We start from the raw sequence: 20,386 nt of genomic DNA, 5'->3' as shown, positions 1-20,386 counted from the left end.
CAGGCCTAGTCGCGGATTTTAAACAACGGCTCCAGGCCGTCGTCCACCCCGGACTGAACCGGCGCGGCCGGCGATTCCGCGATGAAAGCCTCCCAAAGCGCACGCCCCTGCCAATCGGCTTCCCCACCGGAATAAAGCAATCGGTTCAAGGCCTCGATTTCCTCGGCCAGCATCGCACTACATTGGTCGGCCAACCCGGACAGGCTGTCGGTACCGAAGCGCTGACGGCCCCATTGCAGCAAGCACTGCTTGGCGGCTTGCGGATTGTTTTCCCAGCACGCCCGCTTCAAGTTGCGTTCCAGCGACGACTCGCCGGCCGGCACCGGCTTGACGCGGTTTTCCGCCACAGCACCGGCTCGACGGCGCCATGCCCAAATTCCGGTAGCCAGCCAACCTAGCGCGCAGACGACCGTCGCCGCCCGCCAAAAGCGTAACTCGCTATCCGAGGCGACCACCGTTTCGACACGCGTCATCGGCATGGTTGCGTCCGCGCCGGTCTGGGGTTGCGAGCCGGTTGGCGCGGTCTCGCCGGCGCCGGCTTCGGCAATGATCGTCGCGGCCGGTAGCCGAGCACTCTCGATTTTGCCGGTACGGGTGTTGAACCAGGGAATTTCCAGGGGCGGCAAGGTGTAGCGGCCGGGTTTGGACGGAATCAACGCGACTTTCTCCTCGCGTAGCGCGGTCAGGCCGTCGGTCAGCTTGTCTTCCTTCAACAGCGGCTGGTCGGGATAGCTCTTAACGCCGTCGATCGCCGCCTTATCCGTCAACTCCGGCAACTGACCGACCGTGGCGCCCCGAGCGGTCAGTGTGATCGTGCGGGTCAGCGGCTCGCCAACCTTGGCGTGCCGACCGGGATCGGACCATTGCTCGCGCAATTCCAGATGCTCTGCGCTCAACCAGTTGCCCGCGAACCCGGCCGGTACCGGTAACACGTTCAATGTGACCGGCTTGGAGGTGACCCGGCGGGTTTCGGTGGTGGGCCGATTGAAGAAGCCGTTGAAACGCGGCCGGCCGCCGGCCACGACTTCGGCGTTCAGCGTCAGCGGCGCAATCGTAAACAAGCCGCTCTGCTGCGGAAAAATCGCGTATTTGCGTTCGGTCACCCAATACTCGACGCCGTTGACTTGCGTCGTGTAACTGTCGTCCTCGCCCAATTTTTCGACCAGCGCGTCCTTGATCTCCGGCTCGCCGAGGCTGGCCTGGGTAATTTGCACGCGCCGGAACAGTTTCAAGGTATAGATGACCTGCGATTGCACGTAGGGCTTTTCCGGCGTCGCCGTCACCTCCAGAAACAGATCGCCATCCTGCTGGGGATCGACGGCGGAAGCGGACACGACAATTTTCAGCGGCCGGCTACTGTCGGCGCCGAACCGGATCGGCGGAATCAACAACTCGCCGGCCTGCTTGGCCATCGCGTTCAATATCCACTGCTCATTGCGGCTGCTTTTGCCGTTGACCCAGGAGGAACTGGAACTGCGCTGCTGGTTGAGAATCTCGAAATGGTCGCGCAACGGCCCGAAGTCCGGCTCGCCGTCGGGTTCATCCTCGGCGCTGAACACGATTTGAAACGATTCGTTCATCGCCACCGGGTTGCGGCTGACCGACACCTGGATGTCGGCGGCCCGCGACAGCGTGGCGATCAGCATCAACAAAAAAAATAAGCCGGCGCGCCGGCCTAGGCGAGTCAACATCGTAGGCTTCCGGAAATTAATGCATCGAAAAAGGTTTGCGGCTGTCGCTACGGTCGTCGAACCAGCCATACAAGGCCGGCAACACCACCAGCGTCAACAGCGTCGAGCTGATCAGGCCGCCGATCACGACGATGGCCAGCGGTTTTTGGACTTCCGAACCGGGCCCGGTGGCGAATAGAAACGGCACTAGACCCAGCAAGGCCACGGTCGCCGTCATCATCACCGGCCGGAAACGTTGCTCGCAGCCCTGACGGATCGCATGCGCTTGGGTCATGCCGCTGGCGCGTAAACCGCGAATGTAGGAAATCAATACCACGCCGTTCAATACCGCGATACCCCATAGGGCGATAAAACCGACCGAGGCCGGCACCGACAAATATTCGCCGGTCGCGAACAGGGTGATGATCCCGCCGATCGACGCGAACGGCAACACCAGGATGATCAGCGCGGCAAAACGCAACGACTGGAACAGCATGAACAACAAAAAGAAAATCGCCGCGATCGTGATCGGAATGATCAACTGCAAGTGGCCCAAGGCCCGCTCCATGTTCTGGAATTGACCTCCCCACTGCAGATAATAGCCTTCCGGCAACGCGATCTTGGCCGAAATGGTTTGCTGCAACTCGGCGACGAAACCACCCAAATCCCGGTCGCGAACGTTGATGCCGACCACGATGCGGCGCTTGCCCATTTCCCGGCTGACTTGCGCCGGGCCGTCGTTCAAGCTGATCTCGGTGACGTCGCCCAGTCGGACGCGAGCGCCGTTGGGCGCGGTCAACATCAGATTGTCGATCGCGGCGATATCGTTGCGGAAATTCTCCGGCAAGCGCACCGCCGCCGAGAAGCGCCGCTCGCCTTGATATATTTCGGTGGCGACCTTGCCGGCGATCGCGGTTTCGATCACGTCGTGAATGTCGGACGCATTCAGGCCGTGACGGGCGATGGCCTGGCGATCGATCGTGATATTCAGATATTGCTGGCCTGTCATCCGTTCGACCCGAATGTCGCGGGCGCCGGCGACGCCGCCGGCCGCGACCGCGATCGCATCGGCCAGCCGTTTCAGTTCGGCCAAATCGTCGCCGAACACCTTGACCGCCACGTCGGAACGTACGCCGGTGACCATTTCGTCGACACGGTCGGATATCGGTTGCGCCATGACCACTTGCATGCCGGGCAGGTTGGCGTTCAAGGTGTCGCTCATCGCGTCGGCGATATCGTCCTGGGTCCAGCCGGCCGGCCATTCCTCGCGCGGTTTCAATGTAACGATGGGTGTCGATTCGTTCTGCGCCTGCGGATCGGCCGGACTCTCGCCGCGGCCGACGCCGCTGACCACATTTTTGACGCCGGGAATGCCCAGCACCATCTTCATCGCCTGCATTTCGACGTTGATGCTCTCTTCCAACGAAATGTTCGGCATGCGATTGATGCCCGGCACGATGGAGCCTTCCTTCATTTCCGGAATGAACGACGTACCGAGGAAGGGCAACATGAGCAGCGTCGCCCCGAAAATCGCCAGCGCGATCGCCACCACTTTAAGCCGGTTGGTCAAGGCCAGATTCAGGATACGCAGGTATTGGCGTTTGCAGAACGCAATCAAGCGCGTGTCGTGCTCGCCGTCGTGGCCTTCCAGAAAAAACGCGCACAACACCGGCGACAACGTCAACGACACAATCAGCGATACCAACAGCGCGATCGCGATCGTGTACGCCAACGGCGCGAACATCTTGCCCTCCATGCCTTGCAAGGTCATCAGCGGCAGAAATACCAGGATGATGATGCCGACCCCGAACAATACCGGCGTCGCCACTTCGTGCGTGGCGGCTTCGACGACCCTGACCCGGCTGGTGGCGCGGCCCTTGCGCTCGCCGAGCAGGCGGAACGCGTTTTCCACCACCACCACCGAACCGTCCACCATCAATCCGATCGCGATGGCCAAGCCGCCCAGCGACATCAGATTGGCGGACAAGCCGAGTTTGTTCATCGCGATAAACGTGACCAGCGGCGTTACGATCAACGTGGCGACGACAATCAAGCTGGAGCGCACGTCGCCGAGAAACAGGAACAAGACGATGACGACCAGCACGATGCCTTCCATCAACACCTTGGTGACCGTGTGCAGCGCGGCGTCCACCAAATCGCTACGGTCGTAGTACGGCACGATCTTCAGGCCGTGCGGCAACATGCCCTTGGCGTTGATTTCGGCGACGCGCGCCTTGATCCGGCCGACCACTTCCTTGGCGTTGCCGCCGCGCAGCATCATCACGACGCCGCCGACCGCCTCGGTGTAACCGTCCTTGATTACCGCGCCGACCCGGACCTCGTGGCCGATCGCGATGTCGGCGACGTCGTGCATGTGGACCGGCACGCTGTTGTCTTCCTTCAGAACAATGCCGCCGATGTCGTCGACATCGTTGATCAGACCGACGCCGCGAATCAGATATTGTTCAGCATAATGCGGCAATACGCCGCCGCCGCTGTTGGCGTTGTTGCGGGCCAGTGCGTCGAACACGTCGTTGAGCTTGATCCGGTAATGGTGCAAGCGATCCGGATTGACCAACACCTGATATTGCTTGACGTAACCGCCTTGGGAGTTGATTTCGGCGACGCCGGGAATGCCGCGCAACAAGGGCCGCACCACCCAATCCTGAGTCTCCCGACGTAACTGCAATTCATCCACGGACAAAGGCCGTTCCCCGTCGTCGTCGCGGTCCAGCGTGTATTGATAGACCTCACCCAGCCCCGTGGACACCGGACCCAACACCGGATTGACGCCGTCCGGCATTTGCTGCTTGACCTCGATCAGCCGCTCCATCACCAATTGCCTGGCGAAATACACTTCGGTACTGTCGCTGAAAATCAGCGTGATCAGCGACAAGCCGTTTTTGTTCAGCGAACGCATCTCTTCCAGGCCCGGCAAGCCGGCCATCGCGATTTCCAGCGGCACCGTCACCAAACGCTCGACTTCGTCGGGGGAACGGCCGGTGGCATCGGTGGCGATTTGCACCTGGATATTGGTTACGTCGGGAAATGCGTCCACCGACAACTTTTGCATGGCTCTGGCACCGAAGCCGATCAGCGCCACCGCCAGTACCGCCACCAAAATCCGTTGTCGCAACGCGACTTCGATCAGTCCGTTGACCATGGTTTACTCCAACGCGCTACGCAAGCGCTCGTTGTTCAGATGAAATGCGCCGTCGACGACGATATGCTCGCCGGCGTTCAGACCGGACAACAACGGCCGTTGCTGCGCCTGTTCGGCGCCCAGTTGCACCGGCCGCAGTTCGAAGCGGTCGTCGGCCAGACGCACGAATACATAATCCCGATCGGTCTCGCGGACCACAGCCCGGCTCGGCACCACCAGGGATTGGGTGTCCGGCTTACTGATTTTCAAGGTGGCCAGCATTTGCGGCTTGAACAAGCGTTCCGGATTGGCCAAGGCCATGCGCACGGTGACGGTGCGGGTATCGGGATCGACCAAATCGGCCACGTAAATCAACTTGCCGCTGACTTCCAGGCCCGGCAGGGCCGGCACCTCGGCTTGAACTTGATCGCCTTGCCTAGCCCAGTACGCCTGCTGCTCCGGGATTTCGGCCACCAACCATAAATGCGACAAGTCGGCCACCGTATACAGGCTGTCGGCCGGCTGCACGACCTGTCCAACCGCGACGTTACGCTCGATGACGACGCCGGCGATACTGGAAGTCACCGGCGAAAACGAATCGATGACCCGTTGCTGGGCCAAGCGTTTCAAATCGCCGTCGCTCATGCCCAGCACCCGCAGGCGGTCGGTCGCCGCCCGTAGATCGACTTCGGCTTCGGTCAGCACGCCGCGCCGTTCCAGCAACTCGGCTTCCGCCAGCACCCCGCTGTCGTGCAAGCGCTCGGCGCGTTGCACGGTCAGGCGTCGCAAATTGACTTGCGAGCTGGCCTTGAGATATTCGGATTGAGCTTGGCTGAGTTCGGTGCTGTTCAGCGAGGCCAAGCGCTCGCCCTTGGTGACGACTTGTCCCAGCATCGCATTGATTTCGGTGACCCGGCCGGTCACGGTGGCGCCGATCTTGGCAACCCGATGCTGGTCCAGTTCCACCCGCGCCGACAATCTCAGCGACTCGCTGACCGTGACGGGTTTGATTTCGGCGATTTTCAACAGCTTCAACAGCGCCGGCGTGGCGGTCACCGGTTGGCCGGACTCGGCCCTCGCGGCCGGGACCAAGGCCAAAGCCAACAGCGCGGCGTTCAACAGACGGGCGTAACGAGAGAAACGAGGATTGATGGGCATTGACCTATTCCTGGTAATTGATCGGGTAGCGACCCGCCATCCGGCGGTTCCACCGAGTGAGTCGGTGCCGGACTTGGGCCGGCGGTGTGTGGAGGGCATCATGGCCGCGACACCTCGGCGATCAGCACCTTATCGATGCGCGTGCCGTCGATATCGACCACTTCAAAACGCCAACGTTCGTATTCGAAGGCATCGGCGACCTTGGGCAGGTCTTCCAAATAATAAAGGATGAACCCGCCGACGGTGTGGTAATCGCCGTCGTTTTCGCCGGGCAGCGGCATATCGATGCCTGTCAGGGTTTTCATGCGTTGTATCGCCAAGCGGCCGTCGATCAGCCAGGAACCGTCCGCGCGTTGCGCCGCTTCGCTGTCCAGATTGAGCTCGGGACTGGGCAAGTCGCCGACGATGGCTTTCAACACGTCGCTCAGCGTCGCCAGGCCTTCGATGTCGCCGTATTCGTCGACGATCAGCGCCAGATCGCTACGCGTTTCGCGAAAGCGCTTCAACAACTGGGTCAGCGTCAGCGATTCCGGAACGTAGATCGGCGCGTGCAATCCGGAAACCAAATCGAAGGCGAGCCCGTTCATCGCCGCCTTCAATAGTTCGCTGCGTTGTAGGATGCCGATCACCTCGTCCAGGCCGCCCCGGCAGACGACGGCGCGCGAATACGGGCAATCGGCCAGCTTGGCGCTGGTGACGGCTAAGTCATCGGTCAGGTCGATGGCGTAGATCCGTTGACGCGGCGTCATCACCGCGCCGACTTGTTGGGCATCCAGTTGCAACACGTTGCCGACCAAGTGGCGCTCTTCGGCATGAAACACGCCGGATTCCGCGCCGATTTCCATCAACAACTTGATCTCTTCATCGGTGACGGCGGCTTCCGGGGTCCGATCGGCCCGCAGTAGTTTCAGCAATAGATTGCTGGAAGACGACAGCAACCAAACCAGCGGACTGGCCATCAGCGCGATCAGGTTCATCGGCCGCGCCAACCGCGCGGCGATGGCTTCCGGCCGCAGCAAGGCTAGGCGCTTGGGCAACAACTCACCGACGACCACCGAGAAATAGGTAATCACCGCCACCGTCGCCAACAGCGCGATCGAGTCGGCATAGTCCGCCAATAGCGGAAACTGTTGTAAATAGCCGGCGATCGGCGCGGTCAAGGCGTCCTCGCCGAGCGCGCCGTTCAAGATGCCGACGCCGGTGATGCCGACCTGCACCGTGGACAAAAACCGCGACGGTTCGTCGTGCAGTTTCAACGCCGCTTCCGCGCCGGCCCGTTTCTCGGCGGCCAGTTTGCGCAGCCTGGCCTTGCGCGCCGATACCAAGGCCATTTCCGACATCGCGAACAGGCCGTTGACGACAATTAATAACAGGATCAGTCCTATGTCCATCGTTATGGTTTCATTCCGAGCGTCGCACGATCCTAGTGACGGGAGGGCACGGCGCTCACCAACCCGGCGCGTCGCGAGGCGCCGGGTTGCGTTGACCGTACTGGTATTTGAATTTGCGCTTGAGCAGGCCGGTCGGTTCGTCCGGGATGCGTTTCAGCAACTGGGCGTTGGCCCGCTCGGTTTCGTCGCGTTCGCCGGCTTGATCCGGCTGGGCGGTCGGTTGAGTAAGCTCCCGACCCGCCTCGGTCGATTCGGGCGGCTTGGCCGGCTCGGCGGATTGCGGCGAGGCTTCTCGCGACTTTTCGCTGTTGTCGTCGCGCTGTTGATCGTCGGCTTGCGCCGATTGGGTGTCGGACTGGCGCTTCTCGTTACCCGCCGCCGGGTCCGAGGGCTGGCCTTGTTGGTCGGGACGCGGCGATTGGGTGGCATCATCCTGCTTCGACCCCGGCTGTTGCCGGTTTTGAGCGCCGGGTTGCGCTTGCGTGGAGTCTTGCTTGGAATCGGACGAATTTTCCGCTTGCTGTTGTTGGGCCAATTGCTTCTCTATCAATTCTTTGTTGTAGCGGGCATCCGCATGATCTGGCTGCAATTTCAGTGCCTGTTGATAGGCTTCCAGCGCCGCGGACAAATCGCCGGCCCGAGCCAACGCGTTCCCCCGGTTGTAATGGCCGTCGGCGCTGGTGGCCGATTTCAAGGTTTCGGCGGCTTCCCGATATTGACCCGCCCTAAATTGGGCCGCCGCGCGCCATTCCGGGTTTTCGAAACGGCTCGCCGCCGCGTCGTATTGTTCGCTGTCGAAAGCTTGCCGGCCCTGTTGATCCGGCGTGCGCCACAAACTTTGCCAGTCCAGGGCGTGGGCGTCATCCGGCCAGGCCGGCAATAGCGCCAAGGCAGCCCAAAATAACAAGCCCTTGCGAAACTGCCAGGCAGCCCAAGGCAGCAGCAGCAAAACCAACCAGGGGCCGGTTTCGTCCCATTGCTGCAACATCAATTCGGTGCCGGTCAGCGGCTCGGTAGTGTTCGGATTATTGAACAGCTTGCTCAATGCCTCGACGTCTTCATCGCCGGCGCCGACCGGTCGATACAGGCCTCGGCCGGCGTCGGCCAAGGCTTGCAGCGCGCCGGCATCGAGCTTGGCGACGACGATATTACCATCGGCGTCCTTTAGGAATCCGCCCCCGCCGACCGGAATCGGCGCGCCGTCGCCGGTGCCGATGCCCAGCACCGACAGGCGATAGCGACCCAACCATTGTTCCGCCAGCGCGGCGCTGTCGCTATCGACGCCGTCGCAGACCAGCAGGATATGGCCTTGGGCGAGGCCGGCCTGTTGCAACAATTCGGCGGCCTTGCGAATGGCGACGCCGGCGTTGGTGCCGGGACTGGGCATGATGTCGGTGGTCAACGCGGTCAATTGGCTATCGATGGTCGCGACGTCGTTGGTCAGTGGCGTCACGGTAAACGCATCGCCGCCGTAGACCAGCAACGCGGTCTGGCCGTCCTTGCGCTGCTTGAGCAGATCGGCGATTTTATAGCGAGCCTTGGCGATGCGGCTGGGTTTGATGTCGGTCGCATCCATCGATCGCGACAAATCCAACGCGATGACCAGCGCCGATTCGTTGCGGAAGGCCGGACCCGGCAAACGTTGCCAGGTTGGGCCGGCCAGCGCGACCACGGTCAGCGACACAACCGCCGCGGCCAGCGGCAAACGGTAATTCCGGCCGGTCGCCGGCTGGTCTTGCAAGATGAACGGCAGTAACTCGGCATCGCAAAACGCCCGCCATGCCCCGCGCCCCAAACGGCGCTTCCAATGCAGTCCCAGCAAGATCGCGGCCGGCAATAAAGCGTACAACCACCAGGGACGTAGAAAATGAAAGTTAGACCAATCGATCATCGCTCAAGTCTCCGTCAGCCGCGCCGCAAATAACCGGTCGCCAAGCCGGCGCTCAGTAACAGCGCCAATCCCAACGGCCAATGGTAGAGTTCCCGGCGCGGCCGGAAATATTGCTTGTCCTTTTCGACCGGTTCCAGCTGATCCAGCAGCCGGTAAATGCGATCCAGCTCTTCGGTATCGCGCGCCCGAAAATAGCGGCCACCGGTTGCCTCTGCGATCGCGGTCAGCGTCGTTTCGTCCAAGTCGGCGGACGGATTGACCCGGCGGTTGCCAAACAGGCTACGCACCACCATTTCATCGGCGCCTATGCCTATCGTGTAAATTTTCAAATGGTGTTCGGCCGCGATTTCGGCGGCTTTCAACGGCGTCAGTTCGCCGGCGGTATTGGCGCCGTCGGTCAGCAAAATCAAGACCCGGCTGTCGTCCCGCTGCTGTTCCAGGCGCTTGACGGCCAAGCCAATCGCATCGCCGATGGAGGTTTTCGGATCGTCCTCGGTAATCCCGATGAAGGCTTCGTCCAGCAAGGTCTGCACGGTTTTGCGGTCGAAGGTCAGCGGCACGTGCAAATAAGCCTGAGTGCCGAATAAGATCAATCCGAGCCGATCCCCGGCCCGGCGCCGGATGAATTCGCCCGCCACCTGCTTGATCGCGGTCAGTCGGTCGACCCGGCGTTTACCGATAAAAAAATCTTCTTCTTGCATGCTGCCGGATACGTCGACGGCCAGCATCAAATCGCGGCCGCTGATGGCCTGTTCCAAGGGTTCGCCTAGCCACAACGGCCGGGCGGCGGCCAAGATCAAACACAGCCAAGCGATTGCCGCGATGCGTAGCGCCCAAGGACTACGCGCACTGACGATGCGGGCGTCGCCGCCGCCGAACTCGTCGAGAAACGGTACTTTTAGCGCGGCCTGTCTATCCATGGGCCGGGCCGGCAACGCGATTCTGATCAGCAGCGGCAGCGGTAGCAAAACCAGCAGCCAGGGCCATTGCCATTCAATCATGAGGATTTCGCTCGTTGCTTCAGCCAGCGCTCGCACAGTGCGGCAACGGCGGCAATGTCGTCGACCGGCGCCGACGGCCGGTAAGGCCCGTCGGCCAAGCAGCGGCCTTCGCCCTCGCTGAACGGCCGGTCGGCCAGACTCGCGTCCAGATAGCGTAGCCAAGCGTCGCCGTGCAATCCGGCGACCGATGCGCGCCCATCGCGACTGATCGCCACCCGCCGCAACAGCGCCGACAGGGCGGCCAGCTTTTGGCGATCGTCCATTCCGGCATCGTCGCGAATCGCCGTCAACATCGCTTGCGCGGTTTTAACGACGGCGCGGCGGCGCGGGCGCCGGTACCACCGGAAACTCGCCCAAACTAGCGCCGGCAGCACTATTGCCAGCAGCCACCAACCCGGTGCCGGCGGCCAATAGCCGACCGGGCTAGGCAAATGTATATCCTTGAGTTGCAAGCCATCCATGATCAAGCGTCCTCGGTGTCCGGTTCGGGTTCGGCGACCAGTAGCGCGTACAGCGCATCGTGAACGGCCCGCACTTGCTCGAACCCGTTGCGAGCGACCGCGATTTCGCCGGCATCGTAGCGATGTTTTAAGTCGCTGGCCAAGCGATGACGTTCCTGGTGCAGGACCTCTATTTGGTTCAACCAGGCCTGACTGTGTTTGTTCCCTGCCTTGGCCTGTTTCAACCAACGGCCCAAATGGCATTTACGCGGATTCAATATCGGCCAATGCCGGTCGGCACCGGATTCCGCATTCAAACTGTCTCGCAGATGCTCCAGCCAGTGGCGGGTGTCGAATTTGCGGATCTCGACCAGGGCCCGATCCGGCGCCAAACCGGCATTGGCGTAATGCCGCCATTCCGAATACGGGCGGTAGGCGGCGATCCAGGCCGGCAGATCGGCGGCCGGCATCGGCCTGGCAATGGCATAGCCTTGCAGCAATTGACAACCCATCAACAACAGGACGGTACCGTGATCCGGGTTTTCGACCCCCTCGGCGATAACCCGGCGCCGGAACGCCTGACTCAACCCAATGACGCTCTCGATGATCGCATAATCGTCCGGATCGTCCAGCATGTCGCGGACGAAGCTTTGGTCGATTTTGACGGTATCCACCGACAAGTGCCGCAAATGGGTCAGCGACGAGTAACCGGTGCCGAAATCGTCGAGGGCGATGCTGATGCCCAACTCCTCGCGGCAATGCCTGACGGTACGGTTGACCGCGGTCAAATCGTCCAGCGCGGTGCTTTCCAGGATCTCCAGTTGCAGATAGGTCGAGTCGACCGCCGGATATTGGGCCAGCGTCGCCTCGATGTGCTCGTACAGACCGGGCCACAACAGATGGTAGGACGAAACGTTGACGCTGACTTCCAAGTTCAAGCCTTGCGCTTGCCAGTCGGCGAGTTGTCGGCAAGCCTCGGCGATCACCCAATTGCCGATCCGGATTTCCAGTTCGGTGGAGGCGATGGCGGGAAGAAAGCTCAGCGGCGGCACCAAGCCTTGCTCGGGATGCCGCCAGCGCAGCAAGGCCTCCGCGCCGGTCACCCGACCGGTTTGAATGTTGACCTTGGGTTGGTAGTACAGGCAAAACTGGCCGGCGCCAAACGCTTCCTCGATTTCCTTGAGGCGCAGATTGCGGTGAATGATTTGCTGGTCGCGGTTGGTATCGAACAGGCGGAAGCAGTTCTTGCCGGCCATTTTGGCCTGATACATAGCTTGGTCGGCATGGCGCAACAAGGTATCCGGGTCTGCGTCGTCCAGTGGAAACACCGTGAATCCGGTGCTGGCGCCGACCTCGACCGGCTGGTCGTCGATCAGGATGGGTTGCGAGATCGCCCGGTGGATGCGCAATATCGCTTGTTCGCATTGTTCGACCGACTCGATGCCGCCCAACAATAACGCAAATTCGTCGCCGCCGTGGCGGGACACGCTGTCTTCCTCGCGGATGCCGCCCTTGATGCGTTCGGCAATTTCGACCAACACCCGATCGCCGGCGTCGTGGCCGAACTGATCGTTGACCGGCTTGAAACCATCCAAATCCAGGAAGCAGATCGCCAGCAGCGACGGTTCGCGCTTGGCGTGGGCGATGGCCCGGTTCAGCCGGTCGGCGAACAAAATCCGGTTGGGCAGGCCGGTCAGCGGATCGTAATGGGCGATCAACTCCAGCAATTGCTGTTGCTGCTTGGCGTGGGTCACGTCCGAGAACAGGCCGATATAGTGGCTGGTATTGCCGTCGGCGTCGCACAATGCCGAGATCGTCAGATGTTCGGCATAGAGTTCGCCGTTTTTCTTCCGGTTCCACAACTCGCCGCGCCAATACGAATTGAGCCGCAGGGTTCTCCAGATGTCCGCGTAGAAATCGGTTGGGTGTTTGCCGCTTTGCAAAAACCTCGGATTTTGTCCGAGGACTTCGGTGCGGCTATAGCCGGTAATGTCGCAAAAGGTCGGATTGACATCGATGATATTGGCGTTGGCGTCGGTAATCAGGATACCTTCGTGGGCATCGCTGAACACCCTGGCCGCCAGCCGCAAATGTTCCTCGGCGCGCTTGCGTTCGGTAATGTCGCGGGTCAGGCCCAGCAGCGCGGTGATCCGCCCCTCGGCGTCGCGCATCGGCACCGAATGAGTGTCCAGCCAGCGATGGCGGCCCTTCAAGCCGATAATTTCGAATTCCAAGGTTCCCGATACGCCGGCAAACACCCGCCGACTCAAGCCTTCGAAAGCGGCGCGGTACTTGGGCACGATCAGTTCGGCCAAATCCAGCGCTTGCGCCTGTTCCAGACTCTCGGCGCCTATCATGTCCAAACCGGCCGGATTGATCTGCAACAAACGGCCGGCGGTATCCAGCAGTTTCACGCAGTCCGGCTCTGAATCGACGATGGTGCGCAACTTCACTTCCGATTCTCGGGCCTTGGCCGCGGCCGACTGCAATTCGGCGACGGCGTTTTCCAATTCGTCGGTGCGTTCCTCGATCAAGGCTTCGACGTGAGCGGTGCGGCCACTGACGATCAGTAGCAACACGTTCAGCAAACTGGCGAAGCATAAACCGCCGATCAAGGTAATCCAGGGCAGCGACGAGCCTTGCGCTGCCACGAAGCCGCTACCCGGACTGACCGTGATTTGCCAAGTTCGGTCGGCGAACGCAAAGCGATGGTGCCACTCTTTCAGAGCGTATTTGCCGGTCAGGCTGTCGATGGGTTTGGCGAACAACACCGCCAAGGTTTCCGGAGCGCCAAGATCTTCGATTTTTAAACCGAATTCGTCCAAACTCAAACCCTGGGTGACGATGTCGACCATTTTGGCCGGCAGAAGCACCGCCGATATATAGCCCTCGAATACCGGCGCATCGATGCTCGATGCTTGCTTGATCAGCGGTGCCGATACCAGTATGCCCGGCAAACCGGCGGTATCCTGAATCAAATTCAAAAGCGGCGAGGCGCTAATCTTGCCGGTTTCGCGAGCGTAATCCTTGGAGGCTTTACTAGCCGAATTGGCGCAGGAATCCAGGCCGAAGGCGGCCTGATTCCCCGGCATGGGTTCGATAAACGCAACCGGACAATATTCCGGACGTAATTCGGCCGGCGCCAGCGAGCCGTCGGGCCGGCGCTCAGTCACTCGAAACTCGCGGTAACCTTCCGCGCGCACCGATGTTTCGAAGGCGGCCAACCGTGCCGCTTTGACCAGCGGCAGCCATTCCAGGGCCTGAATCTCCGGATGGCGCAACAAGATGCCTTGGGCGAACACCGCGAACTCGCGGCGGGTCACCTCCTCGGACGCCACGAACACATCGCGCAGGGCCAGGGTATTGTCGAGTACATTGGCTGCGTACTCGGTCAACAAGCGCTCGATCTCGCCGGCACGGTTATCGAATGCCACCTGGATGCGAGCCTGCTCGGCCCGAAACACCTGAACGAAAACCAGCACCAAAGCCAACAACGCGGCCAGCAACGGCAGCGCGACGCTGATCCCGCGCGGCCGCCAGAGTTCGCGAGGCATCCCGAACCAGCACAACAACAGCGGCGTAACGACGGTAACGCCGAGACAGTCGCCTATCCACCAGTTACGCCAAGCGCTTCCCAACTGCTCGGGTGGCATGAATTGCGCGGCGGATAGCGCGGCAACGCCGACGCTCGGGGCGATCAAGCAGGCCAGCGGCGCGGTCAGCACAAAGAATCCGAGTATCGAGCGCGGGCTGTCCAATTTCGGCAGTCCGGGTTCCAGGTATTTCGCGGATAAATAGCAGGCGGCCAACACCTGCAAGGTGCTGCCGCCGCCTATCACCAACGCGGTCAGCGCCGAAACCAGCGAATAGTGTTCGGTAAAGTCGGCGATCGCCAGAAACTGGGTCGCGGTCGCGCCTAACCAGACGCCGGGCCACAAGCGGCGGCCCCAGATCAGCAACGCGGCCAGCGCGATACCCGCCGGCGGCCACAGCGGACTGGCATAGCCCGGCGGAATCACGATATTCAAGCCGGCCCAGCCGCTGGCGAACATCGCGGCGGCCAACCAAAACATGGCTTTGATGCCGGCGGGCGGCAGGCTTCGGCTTTCGCGGCCGACCTGGCCGAACCCATTGTCTACGATGTTAAACATCGGCGGCATCGCGTTCATGCCCGGCCTCCGGGTGCGGGCAAGGTCGGTCCCAAGGCCTGCCGCGGAAGCTGCTGAGTACTGCATTGCAGCCACGACAAGCGCAATTGCTTGCTCAAGCGCTGCAGCAAGGTTTGGCGTTGCTCGAAACGTTGGCGATGCGCCTCAGCTTGCCGACGGTCGGCGGCGTCGACGATCAGTTCGCGCCAACGGTCCACCAGTCGGAATCTGCCGCTCGCCGGCAAGGCAAGCTCGAACGGATCGAAAATTTGCACCAATACGATGTCGCAGTGGCGAGCCAGATAAGCCAAATGATTTTCGGCGGCGGCGTTCAGTCCGCGAAAATCGCTGAGGATATAGACCCGACTGCCGGGGCGGGCGTGGTGCAGCAAACGCGCCAACGGCTGGTCCAAACCGGTCACCGGGTCGCCGGCAAAATCCGGCCGAACCAGCGCGTTCAGGAAACGCAACACGGCGGCCTTGCCGTTTTGCGGCTTGAATTCCTGGCAGCCGTGTTCGGCGAAAATCTGCCCGCCGATCCGGTCGCCCTGATGCCAGGCGGCCCAAGCCAGCAGCGCCGCTAGTCTGGCGGCCTGTACCGCCTTGAATACGCCTCGAGTCGCGAATTGCATGCTGGCGCGATAATCGACGGCAATAAACATCGGCCGCTCGCGCTCTTCGCGATAGATTTTGCTGTGCGGTTTGTCGGTGCGGGCGGTCACCCGCCAATCGATGCGGCGCACGTCGTCGCCGGGTTGGTACAAACGGGTTTCATCGAAGGCCATGCCGCGCCCCTTGAAGCGCGACAGATAATGTCCGCCCTGGCTGGCGCGAATCGTGCCGCTGCCCAGTTTCAACGCGGCGGCCGGTTTGGCCAAATCGAGCAGCGTCTTTAAGTCGACCGCGATGCGTTCGTTGCCGGCGATTTGGAACTGGTTCATCAGGGTACCGCGATACGGGCGATCAACTCTTTGATGACGTGGTCCGGACTGATGCCTTCCGCTTCCGCTTCGTAGGACAGAATCAAACGATGGCGCAGCACGTCGTAGGCCAGGTCCTGGATGTCGCCGGGATCGACGAAATCGCGCTGTTGCAGCCAGGCCTTGGCCCGGGCGCACCGGTCCAACGCGATGCTGGCGCGCGGGCTGGCGCCGTATTGTATCCAGCCGACCAAGTCCTGGCCGTACGCGCCCGGATTGCGGGTTGCCAGCACGATTTGCAGCAAATACTGCTCCAGACTTTCAGCCATGTACAAATCCAGCACCTCGGCGCGCGCCGCGAACAAAGTTTGTTGGCCGACCTTGGTCGGCGCCGCGGTCTTATGCGCCAGCTCGCCGCGCGCCTCGGCTCGGGCCAGGTGCAGAATCGCCTGCTCGTGACTCGGGCTGGGATAATCGATTTTGACGTGCAGCAGGAAACGGTCGAGCTGGGCTTCCGGCAACGGGTAGGTGCCTTCTTGTTCGATCGGGTTTTGGGTGGCCATGACCATGAACAAGGGCGGTAGCGGGTAGGTGGCCTTGCCGACCGTGATCTGGCGTTCCGCCATCGCTTCCAAAAGCGCCGCCTGCACCTTGGCCGGCGCCCGATTGATTTCGTCTGCCAATATCAGGTTGTGAAACAGCGGACCTTTTTGAAATTCGAAGCTACCTTGTTGCGGACGGTAAATTTCGGTGCCGGTCAAATCGGCCGGCAGCAGGTCTGGCGTGAATTGCACCCGATGGAAATCGGCTTCCAGACCCTGACCCAACACATTGATGGCACGGGTTTTAGCCAATCCCGGCGCGCCCTCGACCAGCAAGTGGCCGTCGGCCAGCAGCGCGATCAGCATCCGCTCCACCAGAACGGCCTGACCGATGATTTGGGTGTTGATGTGGGCTTGCAGTTGTTGGAGGGCGGCTTGGCTGGTACTGAGACTGGTCTCGGTCATGTCGAATAAAATCCTGGTTTAAAGCAAGGTTGTGACAGATGGCGGCCCGGAAAGTTTAATTGCGCCGCTGTTGGTCTTTCCATTCCCGATGGGCGATCATGATGTCGACGACTTGGCGGGGATCGTCGGTGATCGTGATCAACGACAGGTCCTCCTCGGAAATCGTACCGTATTCCAGCATCTTGCATTTCATCCAATCCACCAATCCGTTCCAGAAATCGCCGCCGAACAAGACCAGCGGCAACGGATAGATCTTGTGAGTTTGCATCAGCGTCAACGCTTCGAAGAACTCGTCCAACGTACCGAAACCGCCGGGCATGCACACGTAACCCATCGAATAGCGGACGAACATGACCTTGCGGACGAAAAAATAGCGAAAATTCAGCGACAGGCTTTGGTAGGGGTTGGGCTTTTGCTCCATAGGCAACTCGATGTTCAGACCGATGGAAGTCTGGCCCTGGGCCAGCGCACCCTTGTTGGCGGCTTCCATGATGCCCGGCCCGCCGCCGCTGATGATCGCGAAACCCTGTTGGCTGAGCAGCTCGGCCAATTCGACGGTCTTTTGGTAATAAAAGTGTTCCGGCTCCAGCCGCGCCGAGCCGAAAATGGAAACCGCGTCGCACAGATCCGACAGTTCGTCGAAGCCTTCGGTGAATTCGCTAATGATCCGGAAAATGCGCCAAGACTGATCGCCTTTCAAGTCGTCGATGATGCTCGGCGAGCTATTCCTGTTTTTGATACAAACCATGGGTATTCCTGAAAGATGCCGCGTGGCGGCGCAAAATGGGGTTAGCGGAGGCGAGCTAGCATCATCCGGGTGGCAATCGATACGCCAATCTACCGCCGAGCAGGGTGTGCGTGACCCGGCCGGTCAAGGTTTGTCCCCAATAGGGCGTATTGCAACCGGCGCTCAGCCATTGGCCACGTTCGACCCGCCAAAGGTACTCGGGATCGAACACGCAAACGTCGGCGGGGCGCCCCGGCGTCAGCGAGCCGGCGTTCAGGCTCAATATACCCGCCGGCTTCTCGGTGAGACTGGCGATGGCGCGCGCCAGACTCAAGCCATGTTGGCGGGCGTAGGCCAAGGTCAACGGCAGCAGCGTCTCCAACGCGGCGACGCCGGGCTCGGTTTCCGGAAACGCGCCGAGTTTGGCGTCCAGGTCGTGAGGCTGATGGTCGGAACAAATCGCGTCTAGCGTACCGTTGGCGAGACCGTCGCGCAGATATTGGCGGTCGATATCGTTGCGTAGCGGCGGAATCACGTGGTAATTGCTGTCGAACGGCGTAATGTCGTTCTCGGTTAGGTGCAGTTGGTGTACCGCGACGTCGGCGGTGACGTTCAGCCCGTATTTTTTCGCCTGCTGAATTTTAATCACGGATTGCCGGCAGCTGACTTGACTGATATGCACGCGGCAACCGGTCAGCTCGGCGAGTTCCAGGCACTGGGCCAACGCAATCGACTCGGCCGCTTCCGGAATGCCCGGCAGACCGTAACGGCTGGCAACCGCGCCTTCATGGGCGCACCCCTTGCCGCTCAGCGAGGCTTCGTTGGCGCGATACATCAACAGCAGACCGTGACTGCCGGCGTATTCCATGGCCCGGCGCAGGATCAACAGGTTGGCGAGCGGCGCGCTGGCGTTGCCGACCGCGATGCAGCCGGCCTGTTTCAGTGCGAACATCGTGCTCAGTTCGCTGCCCGCCAGGCGTTGCGTCAAGGCGGCGACCGGGTGGATTTGCGGGTATTCGGCTTTTTCGGCCTTGTCCTTGATGAATTCGACGACGGCCGGCGTATCGATGACCGGTTGGGTATCCGGCGGCAGGCACAACGAGGTGACGCCGGCGGCCAGCGCGGCGCGCGATTCGCCGAGGATATTGCCTTTTTGGGTTTGGCCCGGCTCGCGCAGCCGCACGCTCATATCGACGAAGCCGGGACAAACGATTTGGTTGGCGGCGTCGATAATTTGATCCGCACTGAAGTCGTCGCCGACTAAACCGACGATTTTACCGTCGGCGATCGCCAGATCGGCTTGGGCGTCGATTCGATTGGCCGGGTCGATCACCCGACCGTTCTTGATCAATAGTTTGCTCACGCCGTTCCTCCCTGACCGGACATCGTCATCGACATAATCGCCATTCTCACCGAAATACCGTTACTAACCTGTTGCAGAATCACCGACTGGGGACCGTCGGCGACGCTGGAGGCAATCTCCACGCCGCGATTGATCGGGCCGGGATGCATCACGACGGCATCCGGCTTGGCGCGTTGCAGCCTGGCCTCGGTCAAACCGAAGCAGCGAAAAAATTCGCTTTCGCTCGGCAAAAAGGCCGAATTCATCCGCTCTTTTTGCAATCTGAGCATGATGACCACATCGACATCGCTCAAACCTTCGTCCATGTCGTGTACGGCGACGACGCCCATGCTGGCGACCTGAGCCGGCAACAAGGTTTTTGGGGCGATGACCCTGACTTCGGCAACACCCAAGGTATTCAGCGCGACGATTTGCGAGCGGGCTACCCGCGAATGCAGAATGTCGCCGACGATGGCGACTTTCAGGCCCTCGAAACGCTGTTTATATTGGCGGATCGTGTACATATCCAGCATCGCCTGGGTCGGATGGGCATGTTGACCGTCGCCGGCATTAATCACGCTGATATGCGGCGCGACATGCTGCGCGATGAAATGCGCGGCGCCGCTCAATGCGTGACGGACCACGAACATGTCGACGTGCATTGCTTCCAGGTTATGTATCGTGTCCAGCAGGCTTTCGCCCTTGGCCGTTGACGAAGTGGCGATGTTCATATTCATCACGTCGGCCGACAGCCGGGCGGCGGCCAGTTCGAACGTGGCGCGAGTACGAGTACTGTTTTCGAAAAACAGATTGACGATGGTTTTGCCGCGTAGCAGCGGCACTTTTTTGACTTGATGCTCCGACATGCCGGCGAAGGATTCGGCGGTGTCGAGGATCTCGGTCAACAGTTCGCGGCTCAGACCTTCAATGGATAGAAAATGCTTGAGCTTACCCTGCTCGTTGAGCTGCAAATGCTTGGTCATGCAGGTACTCCGCTAGGGGTTTGAATTTCGATGCCCAAGGGTTCCGGGCCGGTCAGTTTGATGCGCTGATTGCCGGACAAATCGATGCGGATGCCCCGGCAATCCGGTTGCAGCGGTATCTGCCGACCGTCGCGTTCTATCAACACTGCCAACACCACTTGGTTGGGCCGGCCGTAGTCGAAAATTTCGTTCAGCGCGGCCCGCGCGGTGCGACCGGTATAGAACACGTCGTCGATCAAAATAATGTCGCGGCCTTCCAGATGCGGCGGCAATTGGCTGGTTTTGATCTTGGGATGCATGCCGATTTGCGAAAAATCGTCTCGGTAAAAGGTGATGTCCAACAAGCCCAACGGCTCGCTGCCGCCCAAGCGGCGATGCATGTGATTGGCGACCCAGGCGCCGCCGCTATGAATCCCGATCAGCAGCGGGTTGTGCAGCTTGCGTTCGGCGATTTGCTGGCGTATCGCCAACTCCAGCGCGTCGAGTAATACATCAATGTTTAAAGTAGCGGTTGACATGGCGGTTGGCGGTTGGATTGTAATTATTATAGGAAAAACCAGCGAAGA

General features: G+C 60.8%; 14 protein-coding genes. All 14 read right to left on the bottom strand.

Annotation, left to right across the window (positions count from 1 at the left end):
• Window positions 1–5: 5 nt before the first annotated feature.
• The 14 genes from ACQE3D_RS00465 to pyrR all read right to left on the bottom strand — a co-directional run bounded on the left by ACQE3D_RS00465 (window position 6) and on the right by pyrR (window position 20,338).
• Window positions 6–1,691 (bottom strand): BatD family protein, encoded by a 1,686-nt coding sequence (locus ACQE3D_RS00465; protein ID WP_313729403.1) that lies wholly within the window; start codon window positions 1,689–1,691, stop codon window positions 6–8.
• 16 nt (window positions 1,692–1,707) lie between these two features.
• Window positions 1,708–4,833 carry an efflux RND transporter permease subunit gene (locus ACQE3D_RS00460; RefSeq protein WP_313729404.1) on the bottom strand — a complete coding sequence of 1,042 codons (3,126 nt, stop codon included), beginning with the start codon at window positions 4,831–4,833 and terminating at the stop codon, window positions 1,708–1,710.
• 3 nt (window positions 4,834–4,836) lie between these two features.
• Window positions 4,837–5,970 carry an efflux RND transporter periplasmic adaptor subunit gene (locus tag ACQE3D_RS00455; protein ID WP_313729405.1) on the bottom strand — a complete coding sequence of 378 codons (1,134 nt, stop codon included), beginning with the start codon at window positions 5,968–5,970 and terminating at the stop codon, window positions 4,837–4,839.
• 98 nt (window positions 5,971–6,068) lie between these two features.
• The gene (locus ACQE3D_RS00450; protein ID WP_313729406.1) at window positions 6,069–7,361 is read right to left on the bottom strand and encodes a hemolysin family protein; all 1,293 of its coding nucleotides are present in this window, start codon (window positions 7,359–7,361) and stop codon (window positions 6,069–6,071) included.
• Between the two features lie 55 nt (window positions 7,362–7,416).
• Window positions 7,417–9,252, bottom strand: a complete 1,836-nt coding sequence (locus ACQE3D_RS00445) for a VWA domain-containing protein (protein WP_313729407.1) — start codon at window positions 9,250–9,252, stop codon at window positions 7,417–7,419.
• A 14-nt stretch (window positions 9,253–9,266) separates the two neighbouring features.
• On the bottom strand, window positions 9,267–10,253 hold the full coding sequence (locus tag ACQE3D_RS00440; protein WP_313729408.1) for a vWA domain-containing protein: 987 nt from the start codon (window positions 10,251–10,253) through the stop codon (window positions 9,267–9,269).
• Window positions 10,250–10,714 (bottom strand): DUF4381 domain-containing protein, encoded by a 465-nt coding sequence (locus ACQE3D_RS00435; protein ID WP_281021885.1) that lies wholly within the window; start codon window positions 10,712–10,714, stop codon window positions 10,250–10,252. The genes ACQE3D_RS00440 and ACQE3D_RS00435 overlap by 4 nt, the downstream gene beginning before the upstream one ends.
• A gap of 2 nt (window positions 10,715–10,716) precedes the next feature.
• A complete protein-coding gene (locus tag ACQE3D_RS00430; protein WP_313729409.1) occupies window positions 10,717–14,862 on the bottom strand; it encodes an EAL domain-containing protein in 4,146 nt (1,381 codons plus the stop codon).
• Window positions 14,859–15,782, bottom strand: a complete 924-nt coding sequence (locus ACQE3D_RS00425; RefSeq protein ID WP_281021883.1) for a DUF58 domain-containing protein — start codon at window positions 15,780–15,782, stop codon at window positions 14,859–14,861. Before ACQE3D_RS00425 ends, ACQE3D_RS00430 begins: the two co-directional genes overlap by 4 nt.
• A complete protein-coding gene (locus ACQE3D_RS00420; protein ID WP_313729410.1) occupies window positions 15,782–16,768 on the bottom strand; it encodes an AAA family ATPase in 987 nt (328 codons plus the stop codon). Before ACQE3D_RS00420 ends, ACQE3D_RS00425 begins: the two co-directional genes overlap by 1 nt.
• Before the next feature lie 55 nt (window positions 16,769–16,823).
• Window positions 16,824–17,516, bottom strand: coding sequence for a TIGR00730 family Rossman fold protein (locus tag ACQE3D_RS00415; RefSeq protein WP_064024683.1), 693 nt, complete (start codon window positions 17,514–17,516; stop codon window positions 16,824–16,826).
• 61 nt (window positions 17,517–17,577) lie between these two features.
• Window positions 17,578–18,858: a dihydroorotase gene (locus tag ACQE3D_RS00410; RefSeq protein WP_313729411.1), complete on the bottom strand. Its 1,281-nt coding sequence runs from the start codon at window positions 18,856–18,858 to the stop codon at window positions 17,578–17,580.
• Complete coding sequence (locus ACQE3D_RS00405) at window positions 18,855–19,820, bottom strand: aspartate carbamoyltransferase catalytic subunit (protein WP_071158491.1); 966 nt, start codon at window positions 19,818–19,820, stop codon at window positions 18,855–18,857. Before ACQE3D_RS00405 ends, ACQE3D_RS00410 begins: the two co-directional genes overlap by 4 nt.
• On the bottom strand, window positions 19,817–20,338 hold the full coding sequence (gene pyrR / locus ACQE3D_RS00400; protein WP_064024676.1) for a bifunctional pyr operon transcriptional regulator/uracil phosphoribosyltransferase PyrR: 522 nt from the start codon (window positions 20,336–20,338) through the stop codon (window positions 19,817–19,819). The genes ACQE3D_RS00405 and pyrR overlap by 4 nt, the downstream gene beginning before the upstream one ends.
• Window positions 20,339–20,386: the final 48 nt, after the last annotated feature.

This window comes from Methylomonas sp. MS20 (assembly GCF_050275925.1).
Classification (GTDB): Bacteria; Pseudomonadota; Gammaproteobacteria; order Methylococcales; family Methylomonadaceae; genus Methylomonas; species Methylomonas koyamae_A.
This window is presented reverse-complemented; position numbering and strand designations above follow the sequence as displayed.